Source organism: Hymenobacter arcticus, assembly GCF_054779975.1.
In genome coordinates, this window is record NZ_BAAGXF010000018.1 from 65,724 (window position 1) to 84,155 (window position 18,432).

Annotated in this window: 17 protein-coding genes; 12 read left to right on the forward strand and 5 right to left on the reverse strand. The window is 67.8% G+C overall.

Translation table 11 applies throughout. The features are described from left to right. The first annotated feature begins 166 nt into the window (after positions 1–166). From ACYVGC_RS21930 to ACYVGC_RS21960, 7 genes are all read left to right on the forward strand, one after another. The gene (locus tag ACYVGC_RS21930; protein WP_460586007.1) at positions 167–358 is read left to right on the forward strand and encodes a hypothetical protein; all 192 of its coding nucleotides are present in this window, start codon (positions 167–169) and stop codon (positions 356–358) included. 70 nt (positions 359–428) lie between these two features. After that, positions 429–2,222, forward strand: coding sequence for a hypothetical protein (locus tag ACYVGC_RS21935; RefSeq protein WP_460586008.1), 1,794 nt, complete (start codon positions 429–431; stop codon positions 2,220–2,222). A gap of 95 nt (positions 2,223–2,317) precedes the next feature. Beyond that, positions 2,318–2,503 (forward strand): hypothetical protein, encoded by a 186-nt coding sequence (locus tag ACYVGC_RS21940; RefSeq protein WP_460586009.1) that lies wholly within the window; start codon positions 2,318–2,320, stop codon positions 2,501–2,503. Positions 2,504–3,045: 542 nt separating this feature from the next. Then, positions 3,046–4,776 carry a hypothetical protein gene (locus ACYVGC_RS21945; RefSeq protein WP_460586010.1) on the forward strand — a complete coding sequence of 577 codons (1,731 nt, stop codon included), beginning with the start codon at positions 3,046–3,048 and terminating at the stop codon, positions 4,774–4,776. Between the two features lie 519 nt (positions 4,777–5,295). Further along, positions 5,296–5,526: a hypothetical protein gene (locus ACYVGC_RS21950; RefSeq protein ID WP_460586011.1), complete on the forward strand. Its 231-nt coding sequence runs from the start codon at positions 5,296–5,298 to the stop codon at positions 5,524–5,526. Then, a complete protein-coding gene (locus ACYVGC_RS21955) occupies positions 5,523–6,059 on the forward strand; it encodes a hypothetical protein (RefSeq protein WP_460586012.1) in 537 nt (178 codons plus the stop codon). Before ACYVGC_RS21950 ends, ACYVGC_RS21955 begins: the two co-directional genes overlap by 4 nt. Before the next feature lie 282 nt (positions 6,060–6,341). Beyond that, entirely contained in the window at positions 6,342–9,443 is a 3,102-nt protein-coding gene (locus ACYVGC_RS21960; RefSeq protein ID WP_460586013.1) for a hypothetical protein, read from the forward strand. A 219-nt stretch (positions 9,444–9,662) separates the two neighbouring features. On the opposite strand, the gene ACYVGC_RS21965 is transcribed toward ACYVGC_RS21960, so the two are convergent. Together ACYVGC_RS21965 and ACYVGC_RS21970 are read right to left on the reverse strand one after the other, a co-directional pair. Further along, the gene (locus ACYVGC_RS21965; protein WP_460586014.1) at positions 9,663–10,505 is read right to left on the reverse strand and encodes a DUF6734 family protein; all 843 of its coding nucleotides are present in this window, start codon (positions 10,503–10,505) and stop codon (positions 9,663–9,665) included. A 53-nt stretch (positions 10,506–10,558) separates the two neighbouring features. Then, complete coding sequence (locus ACYVGC_RS21970; protein ID WP_460586015.1) at positions 10,559–10,915, reverse strand: hypothetical protein; 357 nt, start codon at positions 10,913–10,915, stop codon at positions 10,559–10,561. Between the two features lie 400 nt (positions 10,916–11,315). Here ACYVGC_RS21970 and ACYVGC_RS21975 point away from each other — a divergent pair, with 400 nt between their 5' ends. After that, on the forward strand, positions 11,316–12,125 hold the full coding sequence (locus tag ACYVGC_RS21975; RefSeq protein WP_460586016.1) for a hypothetical protein: 810 nt from the start codon (positions 11,316–11,318) through the stop codon (positions 12,123–12,125). A 500-nt stretch (positions 12,126–12,625) separates the two neighbouring features. Here the strand turns inward: ACYVGC_RS21975 and ACYVGC_RS21980 are convergent, their stop codons facing one another. Further along, entirely contained in the window at positions 12,626–12,820 is a 195-nt protein-coding gene (locus ACYVGC_RS21980) for a hypothetical protein (protein ID WP_460586017.1), read from the reverse strand. Between the two features lie 92 nt (positions 12,821–12,912). Here ACYVGC_RS21980 and ACYVGC_RS21985 point away from each other — a divergent pair, with 92 nt between their 5' ends. After that, positions 12,913–13,185 carry a hypothetical protein gene (locus ACYVGC_RS21985; protein WP_460586018.1) on the forward strand — a complete coding sequence of 91 codons (273 nt, stop codon included), beginning with the start codon at positions 12,913–12,915 and terminating at the stop codon, positions 13,183–13,185. 10 nt (positions 13,186–13,195) lie between these two features. Beyond that, positions 13,196–13,681 carry a hypothetical protein gene (locus ACYVGC_RS21990; protein WP_460586019.1) on the forward strand — a complete coding sequence of 162 codons (486 nt, stop codon included), beginning with the start codon at positions 13,196–13,198 and terminating at the stop codon, positions 13,679–13,681. A 218-nt stretch (positions 13,682–13,899) separates the two neighbouring features. On the opposite strand, the gene ACYVGC_RS21995 is transcribed toward ACYVGC_RS21990, so the two are convergent. Then, positions 13,900–16,608, reverse strand: a complete 2,709-nt coding sequence (locus tag ACYVGC_RS21995; RefSeq protein ID WP_460586020.1) for a T9SS type A sorting domain-containing protein — start codon at positions 16,606–16,608, stop codon at positions 13,900–13,902. An 899-nt stretch (positions 16,609–17,507) separates the two neighbouring features. On the opposite strand from ACYVGC_RS21995, the gene ACYVGC_RS22000 reads away from it, so the two are divergent. Then, the gene (locus ACYVGC_RS22000; protein WP_460586021.1) at positions 17,508–17,729 is read left to right on the forward strand and encodes a hypothetical protein; all 222 of its coding nucleotides are present in this window, start codon (positions 17,508–17,510) and stop codon (positions 17,727–17,729) included. Between the two features lie 87 nt (positions 17,730–17,816). After that, positions 17,817–17,948 (forward strand): hypothetical protein, encoded by a 132-nt coding sequence (locus tag ACYVGC_RS22005; RefSeq protein ID WP_460586022.1) that lies wholly within the window; start codon positions 17,817–17,819, stop codon positions 17,946–17,948. Between the two features lie 201 nt (positions 17,949–18,149). On the opposite strand, the gene ACYVGC_RS22010 is transcribed toward ACYVGC_RS22005, so the two are convergent. After that, a partial coding sequence (locus ACYVGC_RS22010; RefSeq protein ID WP_460586023.1) for a hypothetical protein occupies positions 18,150–18,432 on the reverse strand: 283 nt, incomplete at its 5' end.

Genomic DNA, 18,432 nt, shown 5'->3' on the forward strand with positions numbered 1-18,432 from the left:
ACGTTGGTGCACATTAGTATGCAGGTAGTTTAGGAATAAAGTATACCAAGGATAACGTGTGTAGCTTTCCGCCCGGTTGGGGTGGACCCGTGCGCCAGCTTGCGCTTGCGCGGGCACCTTGCGCTCAGGGTACCCCTCTCCGTTTCTCACTCTTTTTTTCCTTCCCATGTCACTGCGTTTTCTCTTGGGCTTGTGCCTGGTACTAAGCTTAATAAGTGCCCTGGGCTGGCTGGCTGGCGTAGCCAGCCGCGCGCTGCTGTGGCCCATGCTGCTGTTTGGCGGGCTCGCCTTTCTGGGCTGGGCCGGCGGGGCGCGCCGCCGCCCCCGCACCCTCAACGACCGCGTGCGCCCCCGCTAGGTCCCTGGCCCACCGGCACCCGCCTATTGCCTAAACTATTATTCATCAGTCTATTAGCTGAATATCCTCCATGGCTACCCGCCCCGACCTACTTGCCGCCCTCGCCGCCGCCGTGCGCTCGGGCACCCCCACTGACCCCGGCGCCACCACCGCCGCCGACGTGCGCGCCTTCCTCACCCTGCTCCTCGATGAGCTCCTGGCCCGCACCCCCGCCCCTGCTACCCTCGCCGCCCTGGCTGGCACGGCCGGCGCGCCCGGCCCCGCCAATGCCTTCGTCACCGATGCCGACCCCCGCCTCGCGCCCGCCGATGAGGAGCAGCGCCAGACGCCCTACCTGTTTCAGGTCGGTGCCGAGCCCAACGACGGCCTCGTGCCCATCGCCTTTCACGTGGCCAAGCTCTCGGTGGCCCAGGCCCGCTACCTCGTCGAAACCCCCGGCGCCACGGTGGCCCTCGTCAGCGACGAGGTGGCCGGCCACCAGCACACCGTCACGGTCGCCTTTGACCCCGACAACCACACCTTTGTAGTAGTGGCCGTAACGGCCCCCGACGGCACCCCCGAGCCCGACCACGCCGCCTGGCTCATTGGTGGGGCCGCGCCCGCGGTCCTGGCCGAGTTGGAGGCTCGCCTCAGCAGCCAGCTCGCCGGCCTGGCCGCTAGCCTGCAAGGCCAGGTGCTGGTGCAAAGTGCCGCCACCGGCGTGCGCACCTACTGCGCCAGCTGGGAAGACGCCCACGCGGCCGCTGCCCCCGGCGACGTGGTCACCTTCGGGCCGGGTATCTTCGGCGAACCCGGCCGGGTGGCCCTCATTCAGAAAGACCTTGAAGTGCGCCTGCACGCCAGCACTACCTGGCAGTTCAGCATCCTCTACCTGCACACGGGCTACCAGGCTACGCGCCGGCGCGTATGCCTGGCCGGCGAGGGCCGGCTGCAAGGCACCATCATGTGGTACGGCGACACCCAGCTTGAGGTGGTACTGCGCAATGTGCGCCACGAGGGCAACCTGGTGCACAATGCCTACCTCACTCCTGATAGCACCCCCAACCAGCTGCTGCTCGACGGCGTGCGCTTCGCGGCCCCGCCCGGCACCGACTACCTCACTGCCTTCACCCGCTACGGGGGCTACTACTTCAAGCCCCTGGCCGCCACCGTGCGCGGCGTGCACGGCACAGTGCCCAGCGGCGCGTTTTACCATAACACGGGCAGCGGCGGCAACCCCGCCGACGCGGCGGGCAACCTGCTAACTATCAACTGCTCGCACCTCGAGTGCGCGCCCGACCAGCCCTTGGTGCTGGCTCCCGACGGGGTGGTGAGCTACGACTTTGCCCAGGTATCGTACGCCGGCCTGCTGCCGCCCAGCGTGGCGGCCGCCCCCGCTTATCACTTCCTGGGCTTGCCAGCGGGCGGGGCCGCCGGTGGCAGCGCCGCGCCGGGCCTGGAGGTGCTGGCCGTGGCCCCGCTCGGGGGCTACGTGGCCGCCTACAATTTCACGCCCGTGCCCGTGGGCACCCCTACCGTCGACGTGCGCCCCGCCGGCCTGGGCGGCGGCTGGGACGTGGCCGCCGGCCAGTACGTGGCCCCCGTCAGCGGCACGTACGAGCTGCATGCGCGCCTGCGCATCTACGACGGTGATGGGCCGGTGGGGGCCAACTACGCCCTCGGGGCGGGGCCCGACAACGTGGACGGCGAGTGGATGCTGTGGAGCACCATTTTTCAAACCAACGCCACCAACCGCAAAGGCAGCCAGACCACCCGGGTGCTGCACCTGAACGCCGGCCAGGCCGTGCGCCAGTACGTGTACCTCGATGGCTTCGGGGCCAGTCTGGGCGGCGAGTTTACCGTGAAGCTGCTGAGGCGCGACTAGCCCCGCCCACGCCGAGGACTGGGTGCCCGGTGCCACGCTGCCCGAGCTTGCGCGGAACATCCGCCCGCTTTACAACCCCGCCACCCCGCGCAGTAATGGCCATCCCGCCTTTAGGCCCCGCGCAGGGGCAAGCCCTCACCAACCCGCGCGCCGAGGCTAGCAGCCACCCCAGCACGCTAGTGGCCGGCCAGGTGACCAAGGGGGGGCTCTGGCTCGATTTGCGGGCCGATGCCCCGGCCGGGGCCACCCGCCAGGTGCGCCGCCGCTACCTGGCTAGCTAATATATTAACCCTTAGTAAATTAACCAGAATACCTGTGAAGAAAAGGGGGAGCCCGGCGGGTCGCTTCGGGGGAGGCGGCCCGCGCTTCTTCGCTCCGCGGCATTTTTTTATTTCTGACTTTTTGCCATAAGATGACTGCTGATACTACTAGCAACCAACTTTCCAGGCCCCGAGCCAGCACCCCAGGGCAAAACCCTGGGGGTGCTGGCCGGCCTCTTTGTCGGGTTTATTGGGCTGGGCGGTGTGGCCAGGGTTCGCGGCATGGCTGCGGCAACCTGCTGCTGGCGGCCGGCGGCACCACCATCGGGGCCGTGAGCGTGGCCTTGGCGAGGGACCATACCGGCCGCCGCTTACCCAGCGGTGCCGGTGGCCCTGCTGAGGGCTTGGCGAGCAGGCCAGCGATGCCGGTAACGGCCTCTTTTTTTGTCCTGCCTCGCGCAGTAAGTATCCTTCGGCAGACCTAAGCGGCGGCCCTGGCGGCCGCCTACGCAAGGTGATTAATATAAATTTCTTTTTTACAACCCTTTACCTACTAAGTACTTATGGCAACCTTTGATGTAGATGCCTTGCTGGCCCAAATCGACGCAGTGGTGCACCCCCAGGGCGGGCCGCCCAAAACCACCGGCCCCGCCCTCAACGGCCTGTTGCGCACGCTCACCACCAGCCTGGCCGAGGCCGCCTCCGTCGATGAGGAGCAGCGCCAGACGCCCTACCTGTTTCAGGTCGGTGCCGAGCCCAACGACGGCCTCGTGCCCATCGCCTTTCACGTGGCCAAGCTCTCGGTGGCCCAGGCCCGCTACCTCGTCGAAACCCCCGGCGCCACCGTGGCCCTCGTTAGCGACGAGGTGGCCGGCCACCAGCACACCGTCACGGTCGCCTTTGACCCCGACAACCACACCTTTGTAGTAGTGGCCGTAACGGCCCCCGACGGCACCCCCGAGCCCGACCACGCCGCCTGGCTCATTGGCGGGGCCGCGCCCGCGGCGGCCGCCACCTTCGGGGGGCTGCAAGGCGCGCCGGCCGACAATGCGGCCCTGGCCGCCGCCCTGGCCGCCAAGGCCGACAGCACCGACCCGCGCCTGACGGGCCTCGACCAGCTCGTCAACAGCCTGGCCGTGCGCATCGGCTCCGACGCCGCCCGCACCCGCACTTACTACGCGGGCGTGGGCACCCAGGCCGCCAAAAACGCCGACGATGGCCTGGTGCGCGCCCTGGCCGCCGCCCAGCCCGGCGATACCGTGCAGGTGACCACGCCCATCCGCATGCCCTTTGCCGACCCCTACGCGGCGGTGCTGCTCGTGCGCCCCGGCATCACCCTCGATATGGCGGGCTTCGACATTAGCTCGGTACTGAGCCAGGACGGGCTGGGCTTCGGGGCGGGCACCTACACGGTGCGCGGCGGCGATGCCACCATTTACAGCAACGGGCAGGGCTCGTGCGGCCTCACCTGGCCCGACGGGGCCAATCCCACGGTGCGCGCCTACGACCTGCACCTCGTCAACCGCGGCTCGGCCAGCGCGGCGCTCATGCGCTCGGGCTCGCTGTGGCAGCGCGGTAGCGTGGAGGTCGACTCGCGCTACAACGCCACCGGCGTGAACCTGATGACCAACAATGCCCGCTACGAGCTGGTGGGCGACCTCACCGTGCGTACCGGCAGCGCCGGCCTCGAAGTGGGTGGCGGCGGCCAGGCGCTGCTGCGCCAGGGCCGCTGCCTGGTAGCCACGGCTGGGGCCATGCTGGCCCGCGTTTACGACGGCGGCCAGCTCGAACTGGCCCAGTGCGTACTCGACGTGGCGGCGGGCCCCACCACGGGCGGGGCCCGCCTGGGCGGGGGCGGGGCCACGCTCATCCTCACCAGCGTCACGGTAATCGGGGGCAGCCCGGTGGGCGTGGCTACCGGGCCGGGGCACCTCATTTTGCGGGGCAGCACCACGCTGCCCGCCGCCTACGACGTGGCCTACCTGCGCAGCCTGGGCCTCACCGTCACCGACGAGCGCCCGGCCGCCGGCGCGGGCGCGGCCACCCCGGCCCCCGCGGCCGTGCTCGAATTTGTGTTCGAAGCCGGCTTTGCCGATTCCATTGGCCGCACGCTGGGGGCCCGCCAGGCCGGCACCTACGCCAGCGAGCAACGTCAGAATGTGGCTAGCGTGAGCTACCAGGTGGCGGGCCAGCCCGTGGGCCTGCCCCTCACCCTGGCCGCCGCCGATGTGCTGCAAGTAGCCATCACCCGCGCCGATACCGCCCAGCCGGCCGTGCTCACGCTATTAAGTTAATTTTTTTGATTATAAGGTAATTAACCCAAAAAATCGGCCTGCTAATTAGCAAGATTGAAGGGCACCCGGCTCCCCGGCCCGGCGAGGGTAGCGGAGCCCGCTAGCTGCTACCCTACCGTAAGGTTAGTTATTTTTTATAAAAAACTCATTACCAGATACTTATGAAGTATAAATTAGTCTTGAGCTAGCCGTTAACACCCGGCTGAACGGGTATCTCAACAACAGGACCTCCGTCACTACCATCCTCACCACCTCGGGGGGGCACCGGCGGCCGCTCACGGCCCGCAACGAAGCCCCGCAGCTGTTGCTGCGCGCCGAAAATGGTGGCCTGGTGCAGGTGCGCCGCCAGGCCACTACCTAGCCGCCGCGCCGGGGGCTTCCCCGGCGCACCAGCAAGGGGCAACCCGGCGGCTCGCTTCGGGAGAAGCGGCCCGCGCGCGGCTCACCCCGGCACCCACTCCCCAGCATCAGTGAATAAAATTCTGATTAGCAATAACTTATAACTAAAATAGCTTTCTTATGAACACACCTGCTAACAAACCTCCCAGCCAATTACGCCAGCTCACCCAGGGCTTTGCCCTGGTGCCCATGCTGCTGGCCGTGCTCTTTACCGGGCTGGGCGGCGTGTCCAAGTTTCGCGACATTGGCTGTGGCAACGGCAACCTGCTGCTGGTCGCCGGCGGCACCATCATTGCGGCGGCCGTGGGCGTAGCCTGGTTCAAGGACCGCGCCGCGCGCCGCCAGCCGTGAGTCCGCTCGCCGGGCCCCTGCTGGCCGCCCACGCCGCGAGCGCCGCCGCCTGGGCGGCCTTCGTGGCCTGGGAAACCCGCCAAAATGCCCGCCTCATTGCCGCCAACGGCCCCGCCGATAGTCTGCACGCGGCGTTTCATGCCCAGCGCGCCAGCCTGCGGCTGGCCGTAGGGCTGGCCCTGGCCGGGGCGGCCTCGGCCCTGCTGGCCCCGCACTGGGGCACGCTGACCCTGAGCGTGCTGGCCCTGCTGGGGCTGTTTGGCGGCTACTTCGCCTGGGCCTTCAACCCCGGCCTGAGCCGGGCGCGCGGCCTGCCGCCCTACTACGTGAGCTTTGCCGCCCAGGCCGCCCGCTGGCCCGACCAGTACCTGGCCGGCCGCGCCCGCCGCCGCTTTCCGGCCGCCGAGGCCGCCCAGCGCGCCTGGGCTGCGGGCCAGCTGCGCCGCCTGCTGGCCCTTGGCCTGGCGGCCAGCGCCACCACCTACCTAGCTATCCTAGGGGCGCTGGCCGCCCTGCGCCACGGCCTGGGGTAGCGGGCGGGGCGGCCCCAACGGCCCCCTTGGGCAGTCGAAAAATTGGTTCTCGGAGGCTTTTAGGGGAGCAGCTGCTGAGTGAAGCGGTAATTAACCATAATTAGCTTATTTTCAGAAGCTTGCGTTGCATCAGCTACGCCGGCTGCCCTAGCGCCAGTAAAAAGCTGTACGAACCCAAAAATTTAATTAAAAATCAGGTAATCAATAAGTTAAAAAATAACTGCGCCTCCGCGGCCAGCATTTCCCTGGTACTACCTGCTCCCTGCTTATTACTCCTTACTTATGACTCGCCCCAACACTACGTATTATACGAACACCCTGGCCGATGCCCCCGAGGCCGTGCGCTGGGTGCACCCCGTGAACGCCACCGTGGGCGGCGCGGCGGGCGGCACCGTGGTCAAGACCGACGACGGCGCGTGGTCGGCCGGGGCGGTGGGCAGCCGCGCGCTGGCCGAAAGCCCCGGCGCCTTTCAGGGCGCGCTCAGCTGGCCAGTGCCGGCGGGCTGGGCCAACCACTTTTTTCTGGGCCTGGTGGGGGCCGATGCCCCCGCCGCCGACCCCGCCTACGCCACCTTCACGTTGGGCGCCTACCTCAACCTCGACGCCAGCTCGTTTGACGTGTATGCGGCCGGCACCCCGCGCTACCAGGGCCGCCTGGTCCCGGTGCCCGTGCGCTGGCGGCCCGGGGCCACCGTGGAGGTGCAGGTGTGGCGGGCGGCGGGTGGCGGCTTCGAAGGCCGGTTTTTGCTCGACGACCGCCTGGTGTATACCCTGCCGCTGCCCGCGCTGGCCTTTCCGCTCAGCCCCCGCCTCAGCCTGCACGGCGCGGCCGGGCAGGCCGCCGGCGGCTTTGTGCTGCGCGGGCCGGCGCTGGTGCCCTCGGGCTACGCCCAGCTGCCCGCCGGTGCCCTGGCCTGGTGGCGCGCCGATGCCGGCCTCCGCCTCGACGAGGCCGGCGGCCTGGCCCGCTGGGCCGACCAAAGCGGCCACGGCCGCGACCTCTACCCCGCCCCCGGTGGCCCCGCCCCGCGCCCCGTGGCCTGGGCCGGGGCCCAGGCCCTGGCCTTCGATGGCCAGCCCGCCCTGGCTCCCCTCGACCTGGGCCTGCCTGCCCCGCCCGCCGTGCTCACCACCGTGCAGGTGCTGCAAATGCCGTCCGACGCCACCAACCTGGTGCCCCTGGCGTTTGGGGCCGACGGGGCTTCGGCCAACGGCCTGCGCGTACTTTATAACTACCTGGGCCTCAACGTAGGCGACGACGCGGTGTACGGCACCCGGCGCGCCGATGAGCTGTTGGGGACCGGCCCCGTGGTGCTGGCCGCCGAGTGGCCCAGCGCCCACCCCGAGGATTTTCGCCTCTGGCTCAACGGCCGGCCCCTGCTGGTGGGCCCGCACTCTGGCAGCGTGGCCGCCCACCCCCTGGGTAGCCTGCTGCACCTGGCTGGCCCCGCCCCCGGTATGGCCGGCGGCCGCTGGCAGGGCTGGCTGGCCGAAACCCTGCTCTACGACCGCGCCCTGCCCGATGCCACCCACGCCGAGCTGGCCGATGCGCTGGCCCTGCGCTACGCCCTGACCCGCGACGCGGGCCTGGAGTGGCTGGATAACAGCTCGTTTCGCCGCCCGGCGGTGGCCGCCTACGGGCCCGACTGGTTTGCCCAACCCCGCTGGGCCGTGGGCGGCGGCCGGGCCACCATGCAGGGCGGCCAGAACGAAAACGGCCCCGACTACCTCTACCAGGATACCGACCTGGAGGTGGGGGCCACCTACCAGGTCGAGTTTGAGGTGGCGGAGTACACCAGCGGCACGTTTTTGGTTAACAATTCAGCCGCGGGCAGCCTGCGCGAGGCCGCCTTCGGGGTGGGCGTGCACCGCTACCGCTTCGTAAACGCCAGCACAACGCAGCGCTGGCACCTTGGGGGCGGCCAGAATGCGCACTATTCGCTGGCGTATTTTTCGCTGCGCCAAGTCGCGCCCGACCCCTACCACCCCGCCACCGCCAGCCTGCCCGCCGCCGGGCTGCGCCTGCACCTGCGCCCCGACCGCGGCCTGCTGCGCGCCCCCGACGGCTCCCTGGCCCAGTGGGCCGACCAAAGCCCCTACGGCCTCACCGTGCGCCCCGAGGGCGGGCCGGCGGCCTTCGGCGCGGCCCCGCTGGCCGGCGGCCAAGCCCTGTATTTCAACGGCGGCCAGGCCCTGCTGCCCGTGGACCTGAGCGGCCCCCCCCCCACCGTGCTCACGGCCGTGCTGCTACTGCAAATCGAGCCGGGGTTGAGCAGCAAGATGCCCATCCACTTTGGCGATGGCAACAACCAGGACCTGTGGCTTGACAGCGACCACTTTGGCCTAAACACTTATAATAGTGATATTTTGGGTATTGCCAATGCCACTGCCCAGCTTAGCCAGCCGGTGCTTGTGGTGGCCGAAGTGCACAGCAACGAGCCGCGCCGCTTCCGCCTCTGGCTCAACGGCGCGGCCCAGCCCGTGGCCCAGCAGCAGAGCCAAACGCTGGCCCGCCCCCTCGAAAACCGCGTGCGCCTCGGCGGCAATGCCCAGTGGCGCTGGCAGGGCTGGCTGGGCGAAATGGCCCTCTACGACCGCGCCCTCACCGCCGACGAGCAGCAGCGGGTGTTTGCGGCCGTGCGCAGCCGCTACCCCGGCCTGCCCGCCTACGTGGCCCCCGCCCCGCCGCTCGCCCCCACCCCCGACCCCACCCCGCCCGCGGCCACCGACGTGCCCGCCAGCCCGCTCGGCTGGTGGCGCGCCGCCAGCGGCCTCACCCGCGATGCCGCCGGCTCCGTGGCCAGCTGGGCCGACCGCAGCGGCCACGACCACCCCATCTATGCCGATGGGGCCAACGCCGCGCCTACCATGCAAGCCTGGGCCGGCGGCCGCGCCCTCTACTTCAACGGCCAGCAGGCGCTCGACTTCGTCGACGTGGGCACTGCCCCCGCCGTGCGCACCGTGGCCCTGCTGCTGCAAGCCGAGGCTGGGGCCAACAGCATCATGCCCGTTCACTTTGGCGCTGGCTATAACCAGGACCTGTGGCTGAACAACGACAGCTTCGGCCTCAACACCTACGCTAGTGACGTGCTGGGTATTGCCAACGCCAACGCCCAGCTGGGCCGGCCCGTGCTGGTGGTGGCTGAGCTGCACAGCGGCGACCCCGCCGGCTTCCGCCTCTGGCTCAATGGCGTGGCCCAGCCCGTGGCCCCGCAGCAGGGCCAAACCCAGGCCCGCGGCTTCGATACCCTGGTGCGCCTGGGCGGCGCGCCCGGCTGGCTCTGGCACGGCTGGCTGGCCGAGGCCCTGCTCTACGACCGCCCCCTCACCGAGGCCGAGCAGCAGCAGCTCGTGGCCTACGTACGCGGCCAGTACACGCTCTAGGCCCGCCGTGCCGGCTGGCCCCTCACGTTCTACGCGTTGCCCGCCCGCCGGGCCACCCCCGGGTGGCCCGGCGTTTTTGGTGGGGGCCAGGCCAGGTCCACACCACGAGGCAGAAGCCGCAAAATTTAAAATAAAATATTAATGGTCAATTATTTATATAAAAAGCCCTCCTGGCCGATAGGCCAGGAGGGCTTGGGAAGCTCAGCCCAGGCTGAAGGACTAGCGCAGGGCCAGCACCCGCTGGTACGCGGCGGGGTAGTCGCGGGCCACGCGACGCTTGAGGTCGCCCACGTTGCCGGGGTGCGCCTTGGCCCCCGCCAGCAGGTGCGTGAAGTAGGGCGGCTCGTGCTCGGAGAGCACGTAGCCCACCGCCAGGCCCTGCTGGTGGTAGTACACGGCGGCAAAAAGCTGCTCCAGCAAAATGTTAAAATCGTAAAAAACATCCCCCGGGTGGGCGTGGTGGGCCGCCAGGCCGGCAAACAGGGCGGCGTTGGCAGGGTGGTGGATGGTGGCAAAGGCCGCGTCGCAGCAGGCGTGCAGCGCGGCCAGGTCGTGGCCGCCGTAGATGCCCGCATTCAGCGCGCGCACCCGCCGGCCGTGGGTGGCCACGTAGGCCTGCAAAAAATCGGGCACGTAGCCCGCGTGGTCCAGAAAATACCCCAGCACACGGTGGTAGCACGGGTAGTCGTTCTCGTCGCTTTGGGCCAGCACGGGGGCCTGGTGCAGGCGTGCGGGCAGGGGCTGCCAGAGGTAGGCATCGAAGTCGAGGTGCACGAAGGGCTGGGTCTGGCGGCGGTAGGTTTGCAGCTTGAGGGCCATCCAGAGCTGGGGCGGGTAGGCAAAATCGTCGAACACGAGGTGCACTTCGTCGAGGGGCAGGCCCAGCCGGGCCACCTGGGCGGCCCCCAGGGCATCGGTATAGAGGGCCACCGGCCCCAGGTTTTGGCGGGCGAGCAGCACGCTCAGCGCCACCGAGCACCACCAGGCCTCGGCGTCGGGGAAGCCCCCGTGGGCGTTGGCCTCAGTTAAAAACTTGGTGCAAAAAGAATAGACAGCGCGCATAAGCAAGGGCAATAGATAAGGAGTACGGCGTGAGGGTGCGGCCGCCCCACCAACTACTTAGCCGGGGCCAGCAAGTAGGCATTAATGCCGGTGTAGCCCGCACCCCCATAATAGCCGCCGTAGCCCACGGCGCTGCCATAGCTGCTGGCCGCTGTGACGCTATGGCCCAGCAGCCACGCATTCAGCGTGGCCTGGTCGCTGAATGCGGGGTGAGTGCCATACTGATTTTGGCGAATGGCCCCGAATGCCACCGGGGTACTGGCTACCGGGGCCGTATCGGCCACCAGCTGGGTGAGCAGGGCGGTAAGAAACCCCCGCACATCAGCGGCAGAAGTATTGCCCCCTTGGTCGGCGCTGCGGATAGCAGTGCCCAGGGTGGCCAGCAGAGAATCGTATGAAGCGTGCGTCATGTCAACCAAAGTAACTGGTAAGTATATTTTTACTTTTAAATATAATAAGAAAATCTATTTTTTCGATGAGAATTGCCCCGGTTGTGCCAAGCGGGCGAGCAGCCAAGCGGGCCTACCCGCCCGCTTGGCTGCTCTAAGGACGCAGGCTACCAAAGCCCCTGGCGGCCCACTCAGCCCACTCGCCACCGCCTCTCAAAAAAATAATTATTACCGCCTAGCAGTGCCGGTAACCCAAATTCATACTGACGTAAACGAAACGACTCCTCTATGCTAAAAAGCTAAATTTTTTATTTATTCATCAGCCAAAATACCCCGTAGATTCGCAGCAGCAGCTAGCCATTGGGGCCGGGTGCTGGTGGTTGCCCGTCCGGTTTTAGCTCTTCTTCGCCTCGTTTTGCCCATGCTACCCCCCACCCCCGTCGACCTGCTCGCTGCCCTGCCCCTGGCCATCCGCAGCCGGGGCGAAGGGGGCCTCACCACCGCTGCCGACCTACGCGGCTTCCTTGCCGCCGTGCTCGCGGCCCCCGCCCCCGCCGAGGCCGTGCCCGCCCTGCCCACCCCGCAGCTCCAGATTCGCAGCTTCAGCGGAAGCGCGGCCCCCAGCGTGGGCAAGTCAGCGCACCCGCCGCAGGTAGGCCACCTGGCCAGCCCCCACGGCGCGCCCACGGCCGCCGCCGGGCCGCTCTCTACTCCCAACTACCTGCGCCTCAGCTTTGGCGGGCCGCTACCCGCCGCCGTGCTGGCCGCCCAGCCCGAGCTCTGGCTTTTTACCTACCACAACCGCCGCCGCCGGCCCACTGCCGGCGGCGGGCTGCTGCGCCAGGCCGGCTGGGGCCACCCCTGCCCCGCCGAGGCGCGCCGCCGGGGCGCGTTCTGGGGCGGGGCCAACCCCTACGGCGCGCCCACCGAGTTCTACGGCGAGGCCGTGCAGCAGGGCCTGGCCCTGCCCCGGCCCTGCACCGATATTATCCTGGATGCCAACCACTGGTTTGCCGCGCGCCCCGGCGCGCTCCCGCGCCCCCACGGCAAGCACGGGCGGGTGCGGCGCTTCCGCTTCGCCCTCGTAGTCGATGCCCCGGCCGAGCAGCCCACGCCCTCGGGCAAGCGCCTCGGCCCACTTAGCGATGAGGTCTGGCTTAGCGTCAACCCGCAGTACGGCCCTGCTACCTGCGCCTTCCACGCGCCGGTCTATAATCACCTCTACCACTAGCTATTGCCCTCTTTACTAATCACTTACCCTAGTCGATAACCCCGCTGGCTACTTAGGCCAGCGGCGCTATGGGCAGCCCCGACCCGGGCAGCTTCCCCCTGTGGAGTTGCCCACTTATTCCTCCCGCTACGGCGGCCCCACCGGGCCACCCACGCAGGAAGGTAGCATCCGAGGCCGCCCGCTTCCGGGGCCCCGCAGGGGGTGCCGGGCTTTCGGGGGCGGGGCCTGCAAAGGCCCTGCCCCTGATTGGTTTAGGGGCTAGGTGGTAGGCCGGGCGGGGAGTTGTTTTGAGGCTCTTGCTAGCTTATCTGTCGCGCAGGATTTTGCTCTTCGCTGCCCGCTGCCCTACTTGCCAGGCACCGGCAACGTGCCGTAGAATAGTTAAAAAATAGCTGCCTTCCTCCGGCATGCGCTGGTCCGCGCCGGCCCATCCTCACCGGGAACCTAGCTGGGTGGCTAGTGCGCCGTAGCTTGGCACTGTGAAAGTCTTGCCGTGCTGCCTAAGTCTGCTGCCGCTGCTGGGTCACGTCCGGGCCGCCTTCTCCGAGCTGCACCCGCCCCGCCTGGCTGGCTACTACGCTGGCACCCTCAACGGTAACCTCCCTATTCACGCCTACTTCTTTGCTACTACCAAGGATTTGGAAGGCATCGTGGAGGGCTACTACCGCTATGGCCAACGCAAGCAGATGCTGCATCTAGCCGGCGCCTACTGCCCGCCCGATAGCCGATTGCCGAGGAATTTACCGCCCCCTCGCAGGCGGTTGAGGGGCGCTCGGGTTACTTCCACTTGCAGTTTCGCCCCGGCGGGGGCCTGCGCGGTACCTGGCGGGCGCAGCAGGGCGGCCCACGCCTGCCGGTCGAGCTGCACCCGGTAGCTGGCCCTGGTGCCGCCACCTACCCGCCCGTACGCTTGGTGCAGCGCCCCGGGCGGCCCCCGGTGCTAGCCACGGCCGATAAGCACGCCGCTACCGCCTTTTCAGGCTGGCTAGCTGGCGAAGAAGCCTTTAATGAAGGGGACCCGGGTACGCAAGGCCCGTACCGTCACCTATGTGGGGCATAACCTAGTGAGTATGGTGCTCACCGGTGAAATGCAAGGTGCAGGCATCAACACCAGCTACCGCTGGGTTGCGTCCGATGCCTGCACCGGGGCCAAGCTCACGGCCGACGACGAGCTAGACCCGCACCGCCTGGAGGCTTTTCGAGCGGAAGCCAACATCCGATTGCGGCAGCAACTCGAAGCTTACATCACCGAGTGTGGCCCCCAGGGCCGGGACCCGCTGTTGAGCGAAGAAGATATAAGCGGGCTACGCAGCCAGCAGTTTGAGCTAGACCCAGAACAACTAAAGCTGGCAGATGGCCAAGTCGTATTTCCGCCTCAGGTCAGCTATGATATGCTGTCAAGCTTTCTCCGCAAGGAATACGCCGGCTGGTTCGGCGCGGCCTTCTCTTTTGCCGAAGTGCGGACGTTTCTGCGCCTTACCAGCCCCTTGCACTGGCTGGTGCTGCCAGTGCCAATTAGCCCTGCCTCGCCCCGCGCCAAGCCCACCATTCGGTAGGCCCCCGAGGAGGCCAGCATCACTGCCGTGCGTGCGGTTTAAAACTAGTCTAAATAATTAGTAATCAGCACATTATTTAATAGCTCGAAGCCTCGGCTTCCACTGTATTTTAGCAAGTAATTTCTCCGGAAGAGCGTAATAACAGTGGTTTCCCTGTGCCTGGCCAACCACGCAAGGGGGGCAGTTGGCCAAACGTAGGTAGGCTGCGGCTGATGCCCTTACAGCAGCAGCACGCGCTGCCGCAGGGTGGTGGGGCCGGCTTGCAGACGTAGCACGTACGCACCGGGGGCCAGGTCGGCGGTGGGCACCGTGAGTAGGGTGCCCGCCGTGGGCAGCGGGGCTAGCAGGCGGCGCACTACCTGGCCCAGGGCATCGACCAGCTCGGCCTGCACGGTGCTGGCCCCGGCTACCCCGGCCACGCTCACGCGGAAGCTGGCCCGGGCCGGGTTGGGGTAGATGCTAAGCGCAGCGGCCGCCTGCGGAGCGGCGGTGGCCAGCAGAGGGGCGGTTTCGTAGCGGCTAAAGAACGAGGCGGCGCGGCTGCCGTCGCCCACCAAGTTAAACTCGCCCCCCACGTTGAGCGTGCTACCCGGCCCGGTCGCCAGCGCCCGCACGGTGCCGCTGAGGCCGGTGCCCAGGCTGCTCCAGGTGCTGCCATCCCAGCGGGCTACGTGGCTGGCGGGCTGGTCGCTGGCACTGGTAAAATACCCGCCCACGTAGAGGCTGGTGCCCACCTGGGTGAGGGCCATAACGTAGCCCCCCGTGGTGGTGCCCTTGCCCAGCGCGCTCCAGGTGCTGCCATCCCAGCGGGCCACGTTGTTGACGAGCAGGCCGCCGGCCGTGGTAAAATACCCGCCCACGTAGAGGCTGTTGCCCACGGGCAGCAGGGCGTATACCACGCCGAAGGAGCCCGTGGCCAGGGGCGTGCTCACACCGGGGCCGAGGGCGCTCCAGGCGCTGCCCTCCCACTTGGCGATGCGGCTGGCCGGCACGGCACCCGCCGCCGTAAAGTCGCCCCCCACGTAGAGGCTGGTTCCCAGCAGGGCCAGGGCCATCACGGTGGAGTTGGTGCCGTTGGCGGCGGTGGTTCCCAGTGCGCTCCACGCCGTGCCGCTCCAGCGGGCCACGTTGCTGGCGGCCGCGCCGCCGGCCTTGTCAAAGGTGCCGCCCACGTAAAGCGTGGTGCCGGCCAGGGCCAGGGCATACACGTAGGGAATGGCGGTGCCGTTGGCGGCCAGGCCATTGGCTGCGCCCGTGCCCAGGCTGCTCCAGGTGCTGCCGTCCCAGCGGGCAATGGCGCCGGCATTCACGTTGCCGGCCGACTGGAACTTACCGCCCACGTAGAGGCTGCTGCCGGCCACCAGCAGCGCGTATACCGGGCCGTTCTGCACGCCGTCGTAGTACTCGCCCACGGCCGGGCCCCGCATGGTGAGCGCGCTCCAGGCCGTGCCGTTCCACTTGGCCACGTGGTTGGCCGGCACGTTGCCCACCGCGGTAAAGTCGCCGCCCACGTACACGTCTGAGCCCGCCACCGCCACCGCGTACACCGGCCCGTTGGCCCCGTTGGCACGGGTGCCCACGTTGTTCCAGGCCGTGCCATCCCAGCGGGCCAGGTAATTGGTGGCCTGGCTACCGGCCTGGGTAAAGGTGCCGCCTAGGTATAGGTCGGTGCCCACCAGCCCGATGGCGTCGACGTTAACGAAGACCCCACTGCGGATGCTCACCCCGTTTTCGGCCCCCGTGCCCAGGCTGCCCCAGCTCGTGCCGTCCCACCTGGCAATGCGGTTGGCCGCCACGCCCCCGGCCTGGCTGAAATAGCCGCCCACGTACACGCTGCTACCCACCACGCACACGGCACTGGCCGAGTTGTTGGTGCCATTGGCCGCGCCCGTGCCCAGGCTGCTCCAGGCCGTGCCGTTCCAGCGGGCCACCCGGTTGGCGGCGGTACCGCCCGCCGTCGTAAAGTCGCCCACCGCGTAGAGGTCGGCCCCCGCCACGGCCAGGGCCGCCACGGCCCGGTTGCAGCCGTTGGCGGGGCCCGTGCCCAGGCTGGCCCAGGTGGTGCCGTCCCAGGTGGCTATATTGTTGGCCGCCACGCTGTTGGCAAAGGAGAAGCCGCCGCCCACGTAGAGCAGGCTGCCCCGCACGCCCAGCGCGTACACTATGCCGTTCGTCGTATTGCCCTGCACGCCACTGCCCAAGGGGCTCCAACTGCTGCCGTCCCACTTGGCAATGGAAATGGCAAAGGCCCCGCCGGCCATAGCAAAATCGCCACCCACGTAGAGCGCGTTGCCCACCAAGGCGAGGGCGTTTACCTCGCTCGTACCGCCGCTGATGCCAGCCCCTAGGGCACTCCAGGCCGTGCCGTCCCACTTGGCCACGTGGCTGGCGGGTACGCCCCCCGCCGTAGTAAAGGTGCCGCCCACGTAAAGGTCGGTGCCCGCCGCCACTACGTCGCTGACGTTGCCCAGCACCCCGTTGCGCGCACCCGTGCCCAGGCTGCTCCAAGTGGTGCCGTCCCACTTCACAATGCCATTGGCCGCCACGCTGCCCACGTAGCTAAACCGGCCCGCGAGGTACGTGATGGCCCCCACTTGCAGCACCTTGTACACCGGCCCGTTGGCCCCGGCTAGCCGAAAGTTGTCCTGCCAGTTTTCGTCGCCCGCCCCGGCCGTGCTCAGCGGGCTGAACGCGGGCCGCCCATCGGGGGCCAGGCGCAGCCGGAAGCGCCGGGCATCGAACGAGCCGTGCAGGCCCGGGCGCAGCGTACCGTCGGGGTTGAGGGCCTCGGCCAGCGAGCGCGTGCTGGGCCCCGGGGCCAGCGGGGCCGCCGCTGCCCCGGCCCCCACCAGCCAGCACAGCAGCCAAGCCAGCACCACCCGGCCCCAGCCGGCCGGCCCCATCGAAAATAAGTAGCAATGTGTCATTATTTTGTTTTGTAAAGTGTAAGCAAATAAACCAATCAGACCTCCAAGATATTAGCTACTGCCTAAAGTAGCCCTTGGTAGCTCTTGGTAGCCCGGTGGCGGCCGGCCAGCTAGCGGCGGTTGCGCTGCGTAACCCTTGAAAACCAAGCGCCAAGCAGTATTCCCGCCAGCCTCCCGCGCCACTAGCTGTGGCCTCCTGTCAAAACTTGTTTGCTATAAGGTCCGCGCGAGGGCGCGCTACCCCGCAATGGGCCGGGCCCCTTCAGCTAACTAAGCTGCGAGGCCGCCAGCCTAGGCCGCTTCAGGCCGCCTGCCACCCAGCGGCTCCCTAGGCTAGCAAGCCGCCAGCCCATGGGAAGTTAAAATAAAATTAATCAATAAGTATTTAAAAAATTAATATATTTATTGATTAATTTTATTCGTACGTTCGTAGCTGTGGGAGGCGTAAGCGCTACTCGCCGCTCCTTTTCTCAACTAGTTGCCGCGCCTGCTGCTCATGGCTGCTGCGCCCTCAGCATCGGTTGGCTACCGCCAGGGGGCCAGCGACTGCCACTAGGGCCGCCACTTCTAGGCAACCCACCGGCCCGCCCTACACCTCTGCCCCCATAATTTTTAATCAATGCGTTGGACAAGCTTGTCAGCTGTTTGACGAAAAATACTTGAGATTAGAGCCTTACCCAAGCCAGCCTGACTTGCTGCTGCCCCCCCAGTTCCTGCCCCTCCCCACGGGTGGGTACAGCGCTTTCACTTCGCCCCTACGGTAGTAGCCCTACCGCCCAGCTCCCACCCCACCTGCACCTTCCACGCGCTGATGCAGCCTCCCCTCCACTGCTGGTTAGTACTCAACCGCTAACGCCGCTTGCTACTTAGCCCAATGGCATCAGGAGCGACCTCCGCTAATGGAGCCACCCCTCCTTTATTTCCCCACCGAGCAGCGCCGCCGCACCGACAGCAGCGCCGCCTACGAGGCCGGCCGCCTCCGCGAGCAGCACCGCCAGGCTACCCTCCTTGCCCATGATGACGAAGTACTTACCCAACGTCACCCTGCTGTTGTGGACCTGCCTGCTCGGCCCCCGCGCGAGTGGCCAGGTCCTGCCCCCGCCCGTGGTGCCGCTCGATAGCGGCCTCACCCTGCGCCGCCCCCTCATCGGCCTCGACCCCGCCTACTACCAGCGCCTACGCCGCCGATACGCTGCTGCTGGACCTGCGTGCCCGCCGCATTGCCGTGCTCGGGCCCCACCACTAACTGGGTGGCCCTGAGTGCCGGGCAAAACTATGCCCTGGGCCTGCGGGCCGATGGCACGCTCCGGGCCTGGAGGTATAATGGCTCCGGCCAGTGACAACTCCGGCCAGTTGGGACTGGGCACGGTGGAGTACGCACATCGCCCGCCAGTTCAAGCGCGAATCCGTATCCGAGCCTAGGCCGGGCGTAGACTGGAACCTGTCGGGCCTGGCCTAGGTGCTCCTGCTGCTGTCTGTAGCAGCGTGCTGGGGATTGCGCACCACTAGGCGGCGGCGGGCTCGCAGGCGCCGGGCGCGGCCTACCACTTAAACCATTGCCGCTGAATAGCTAAGCTGTCGCGGCAGGCGACCACGAAGGCCAGCTGGTCTACTTGGCCGTAGGGGTTGGTAGTGAACCGGCACAAAGAAGCCGATAGCGGGCTTAGGCCGGAATCCGGCCGGGCGGGCGGCGGGCCCACCGCAAAGATGCCTACCTGCCGTGGGTGGGCGGCCCGGCCCCCCGGTTGGCCGGCCGGGGCAACGGCCTGCTCCGTGAGTTGGGGCAGCGAATAGAGGCGCTCCCCGCTGGCCGATACCACGTAG

Bases quoted from the DNA above. Each gene is read 5' to 3' on its own strand.
- ACYVGC_RS21975 (WP_460586016.1), top strand. From the start codon at position 11,316: ATGCTACCCCCCACCCCCGTCGACCTGCTCGCTGCCCTGCCCCTGGCC.
- ACYVGC_RS22000 (WP_460586021.1), top strand. From the start codon at position 17,508: ATGGAGCCACCCCTCCTTTATTTCCCCACCGAGCAGCGCCGCCGCACC.
- ACYVGC_RS21970 (WP_460586015.1), bottom strand. From the start codon at position 10,915: ATGACGCACGCTTCATACGATTCTCTGCTGGCCACCCTGGGCACTGCT.
- ACYVGC_RS21960 (WP_460586013.1), top strand. From the start codon at position 6,342: ATGACTCGCCCCAACACTACGTATTATACGAACACCCTGGCCGATGCC.
- ACYVGC_RS21980 (WP_460586017.1), bottom strand. From the start codon at position 12,820: ATGCAGCATCTGCTTGCGTTGGCCATAGCGGTAGTAGCCCTCCACGAT.
- ACYVGC_RS21930 (WP_460586007.1), top strand. From the start codon at position 167: ATGTCACTGCGTTTTCTCTTGGGCTTGTGCCTGGTACTAAGCTTAATA.
- ACYVGC_RS21940 (WP_460586009.1), top strand. From the start codon at position 2,318: ATGGCCATCCCGCCTTTAGGCCCCGCGCAGGGGCAAGCCCTCACCAAC.
- ACYVGC_RS21950 (WP_460586011.1), top strand. From the start codon at position 5,296: ATGAACACACCTGCTAACAAACCTCCCAGCCAATTACGCCAGCTCACC.
- ACYVGC_RS21965 (WP_460586014.1), bottom strand. From the start codon at position 10,505: ATGCGCGCTGTCTATTCTTTTTGCACCAAGTTTTTAACTGAGGCCAAC.
- ACYVGC_RS21995 (WP_460586020.1), bottom strand. From the start codon at position 16,608: ATGACACATTGCTACTTATTTTCGATGGGGCCGGCCGGCTGGGGCCGG.
- ACYVGC_RS21990 (WP_460586019.1), top strand. From the start codon at position 13,196: ATGGTGCTCACCGGTGAAATGCAAGGTGCAGGCATCAACACCAGCTAC.
- ACYVGC_RS21945 (WP_460586010.1), top strand. From the start codon at position 3,046: ATGGCAACCTTTGATGTAGATGCCTTGCTGGCCCAAATCGACGCAGTG.
- ACYVGC_RS21935 (WP_460586008.1), top strand. From the start codon at position 429: ATGGCTACCCGCCCCGACCTACTTGCCGCCCTCGCCGCCGCCGTGCGC.